General features: G+C 71.9%; 4 protein-coding genes. 3 read left to right on the top strand and 1 reads right to left on the bottom strand.

Translation table 11 applies throughout. The features are described from left to right. Together KHA85_RS13515 and KHA85_RS13510 are read left to right on the top strand one after the other, a co-directional pair. Window positions 1-2,314: GNAT family N-acetyltransferase (locus KHA85_RS13515; protein WP_213186191.1), on the top strand; the 2,314-nt coding region annotated here is incomplete at its 5' end. Window positions 2,315-2,330: 16 nt separating this feature from the next. Then, window positions 2,331-2,720, top strand: a complete 390-nt coding sequence (locus KHA85_RS13510) for an MmcQ/YjbR family DNA-binding protein (RefSeq protein WP_231889038.1) — start codon at window positions 2,331-2,333, stop codon at window positions 2,718-2,720. Between the two features lie 60 nt (window positions 2,721-2,780). Here the strand turns inward: KHA85_RS13510 and KHA85_RS13505 are convergent, their stop codons facing one another. Then, window positions 2,781-3,356: a hypothetical protein gene (locus tag KHA85_RS13505; RefSeq protein ID WP_213186190.1), complete on the bottom strand. Its 576-nt coding sequence runs from the start codon at window positions 3,354-3,356 to the stop codon at window positions 2,781-2,783. 216 nt (window positions 3,357-3,572) lie between these two features. On the opposite strand from KHA85_RS13505, the gene KHA85_RS13500 reads away from it, so the two are divergent. Beyond that, window positions 3,573-3,772 (top strand): hypothetical protein (locus tag KHA85_RS13500; protein ID WP_213186189.1); only part of this gene is annotated, 200 nt, incomplete at its 3' end.

Genomic DNA, 3,772 nt, shown 5'->3' with positions numbered 1-3,772 from the left:
GCTCATCGTCCGCATCGACGGCCTCCGCGCCGGCCTGGCCGTGTTCTACGACCCCGCCGAGGTCGAGCTCGACGGCCGGTACCCGCACGAACCCGGCGACCTCGGCATGCACCTGCTCGTCGCGCCGACCCGCACCCCGGTTCCCGGCACGACGGCCGCGGTCATGGGCGCGATCTGCGAGACAGCGTTCGCGGCCCCGATGATCGGCGACGCGCCGGCCCGCCGGGTGGTCGTGGAGCCCGACATCCGGAACACGGCCGTGCACCGGCTCAATGCCCGCGCCGGCTTCCGCGAGGCGGGGCCGGTCGACCTGCCCGACAAGACGGCACTGCTCTCCTTCTGTACCGCCGAGGTGTTCCGCGGGTCGGAGATCGGCGCCGGGGCACGGGTGATCTCGTCGTCGTCGGATACCCACGCCGGTCACGCTCATCTCACCGGCCACGCTCATCTCACCGGTCACGCCATGCGCCGCGCCCACCGCCACCTGTGCGTCAAGGCCCTCGCCGAGTTCTCCCACGAACGGCTCCTCGCGCCCGTCCACGACGTCACGACGGACACCTACACGGTCCGCGCCGGCGACGAGCGGTGGACGTTCCGCGCCCGCGTGCTGCCGCTGGAGCACTGGGTGATCGACGAGGCGTCGCTGCGGCGCGAGGTCGACGGCGCGCCGGCGGAACCGGACGCGCAGGAGCTCATCATCGCGCTCGCGCCGGGACTGGACATCCCGGAGAATCTGCTCGGCATCTACCTCGAGGAGATCGCCGCGACGCTCGGCTCGGCCGCGTTCTGCCTGCACCACCGCGACCGGCCCGCGCAGCAGCTCGCCGAGTCCGGCCTCCAGGAGGTCGAGGGCGCGATGACCGAGGGGCACCCTGGTTTCGTCGCCAACAACGGCCGCGTGGGCCTCGGTCTGACCGACCGGCACCACTACACCCCGGAGTCGCGCTCGACGGTCCGGCTCGTGTGGCTCGCCGCGCGCCGCGACCTCAGCCACCTGGCCACCGTCGCCGGCCTCGACGAGCGGGAGCTCTACGCCCGCGAGTTCGGTGCCGAGGCCCTCGAGCGGTGCGACGACCGCATGCGCGCGCTCGGGCTCGACCCCGCCGGGTACCGCGTCCTGCCAGTCCACCCGTGGCAGTGGGAGCACAAGATCGCGGTGGCGTTCGCCCCCGACCTCGCCCGCCGCGACCTGGTGTACCTCGGCGAGTCCGACAGCGAGTACCGGCCGCAGCAGTCCGTGCGCACGTTCTTCGACGTCACCCGCCCCGAGCGCGGCTACGTCAAGACCGCCCTGGCCGTGCAGAACATGGGCTTCACCCGCGGGCTGTCGCCGAAGTACATGCGCGACACCCCGGCGGTCAACGACTGGGTGGCCGGGATCGTCGACTCCGATCCCGTCCTGAGCGCGCTCGACTTCGGGATCCTGCGCGAGGTCGCCGCGGTCGGTTACACCGGCGACGCCTATCACCGAGCCGCCGCCGCGGGCGTGTCCGACGAGGGCCCGCACGCCAAGATGATCGCCGCGCTGTGGCGGGAGAGCCCGATCCCCCGGCTGGCCGACGGCGAGCGGGCCGTCACGCTGGCCTCGATGCTGCACGTGGACCTGCACGGGCGGGCCCTCGTCGTCGAGCACCTCGAACGCTCCGGCCACGACGCCCGCACGTGGCTCCGCGCGCTGCTCGACGCCTACGTCCTGCCGGTCGCGCGGTGTCTCCTCGCGCACGGGCTCGTGTTCATGCCGCACGGCGAGAACGTCATCCTCGTGCTGGGCCCCGATCACACGCCGCGGCGCGCGCTGTTCAAGGACATCGGCGAGGAGGTCGCGATGGTGCGCGACCTACCGTTGCCCGACGGCATCGAGCGCGTCCGCCACGTCGTGGACGCCGAGACCGCCGCCCTGAGTATCCAGACCGACGTGATGGACGGGGTGCTCCGCCACCTCGCCGGGATCCTCGACGCTGCCGGCGTGCTCGACGCCGACGCGTTCTGGGACGAGACGCGCCGGTGCCTGGAGGTGCTCGCCCCTGGTGACGCGGGCGACGACGGCGAGGTGCACCGTCCCACCTGGGAGGCGCTGTTCGCCCCGCGGTTCAAGCATTCGTGCCTCAACCGGCTGCAGTTGCGCAACACCAGGCAAATGGTGGACCTGACCGATCAGGCCGGATCCCTACAGTTCGCGGGCACGCTGGCGAACCCGCTCGCGGCGCGGTCCGGGGAGGCGTACGACGAGGCGACGGGGCGACAGGGCGCGGCCCCCGGCGCTCGCGGCGATGCGGCACCGAGCCTGCAGCAGGACCCGACACCCGTGGGGTGACGGTAGCGTCGACCGTGTGAACGGACGGGAACTCCAGAAGTGCGCGGCCGCGCGGGCGCGTGAGCTTCCGGCGTCCACCCTGGAGTTCCCGTTCGGCCCGGACTTCGACGTGTTCAAGGTCCGCGGCAAGATGTTCATGTTCCACGCCGAGGTCGAGGGCGAGCCCCAGGTGATCCTCAAAGCGCTGCCCTCGGACTCGATGTCCCTCCGCGCCGCGCACGCCGACATCACTCCCGGCTACCACATGAACAAGCAGCACTGGATCTCGCTGCATCCGGGCGGAACCCTGACCGCCGAGATGGTCGACGAGCTCGTCACCGAGTCCTACCGTCTCGTCGTGGCCGGGCTGCCGAAGGGCCAGCAGCCCGTCGAGCCGGAGACCTTCGGCCGCGGGCAGCGGGCCTGACCGCGGCTGGGCCGGTCGGCGCGGCGGCCGCTGTCCGGCGCGGGCTCTCGCCGTCTCGGCTCAGTTCGCAGGCGACAACGACGTCTCGGTCAGCGAGCCGAGCTGCTCGCCCACCGATCCCTCGACCGACTCAGTGGCCGACGAGGTGTCGAGCTGATCCGCCAGCGAGCCGCCCACGAGCGGCACTCCGCTGAGGACAGCGCTGACCGATCCGTCGACGTCTCCTGCCAGCAGGGCGTCGGCGGACCGTGCAGCGGGGTTGAGGACCGCGCAGATCACGCCGACCGGCACCTGCAGCGGGGCCCCGATCGCATTCGCGGCCAGGCCGGCGGCGCTGCCGACGTTGCAGGCGAAGGTGGCCGCGGAACCGAGCGGCCCCGAGGCGTAGCCGGGCAGCGACCCCGTGACCGAGCCGGGAAGCAGCTCACCGAGTTCGCCCAGCTGGCCGGTCTCGCCGTCCTCGGCGCCTGCACCGCTGCCGCTCTCGGCACCCGTATTGTTCTCGCCATCGGCGGCCGCGGAGCCCGGGATCGAGCCGGTGTCCGCAGGATCAGAGCTCTGAGCTGCTGCAGTGCCCGCCGAGGCGACGAGCAGGGCCGCGGCCAGTGCGCCGACGTACGCGATTGACTTGGTCATGGTGAGCCTCCGAACTCCGGTGCGTCGGGCGGTCTCCCCCGATCAGTTAATGAGGGTCTCATAAATCTCAAGCCCCTGAAGCGTCGTTGCCAATGCGTGATTCTTCTCAGTTCCACCCACGTAGGCCTTGTGGTGTCGAACACGTATGCGTAGAATAGAACACGCATTCGAGACAAGTGGCGACGCGGCCGCACAGTCGACCACAGGGGGTGGGGCATGGACGGTGATTCCGAGCGCACGGCCGGCAGCCCCGCGTCCCCTGCCGGCCCTGCCGATTCGTCCGGCTCTGCCGGCTCGTCCGGCCCGGCGGTGTTGACGGGGTTGACGGCGGCGGCGCGGGAGGGGGGGGCGGCGGAGAATCGCGCGGCGGCGCAGCGTCTGGTGGCCTGTTACGCGCTGCTGCAGGAGTGTTGGCG

The organism is Dietzia massiliensis (genome assembly GCF_018390595.1).
GTDB lineage: Bacteria > Actinomycetota > Actinomycetes > Mycobacteriales > Mycobacteriaceae > Dietzia > Dietzia massiliensis.
Note: the sequence above shows the minus strand (reverse complement) of the source record. Positions and strands in the feature narration are given on the sequence as shown.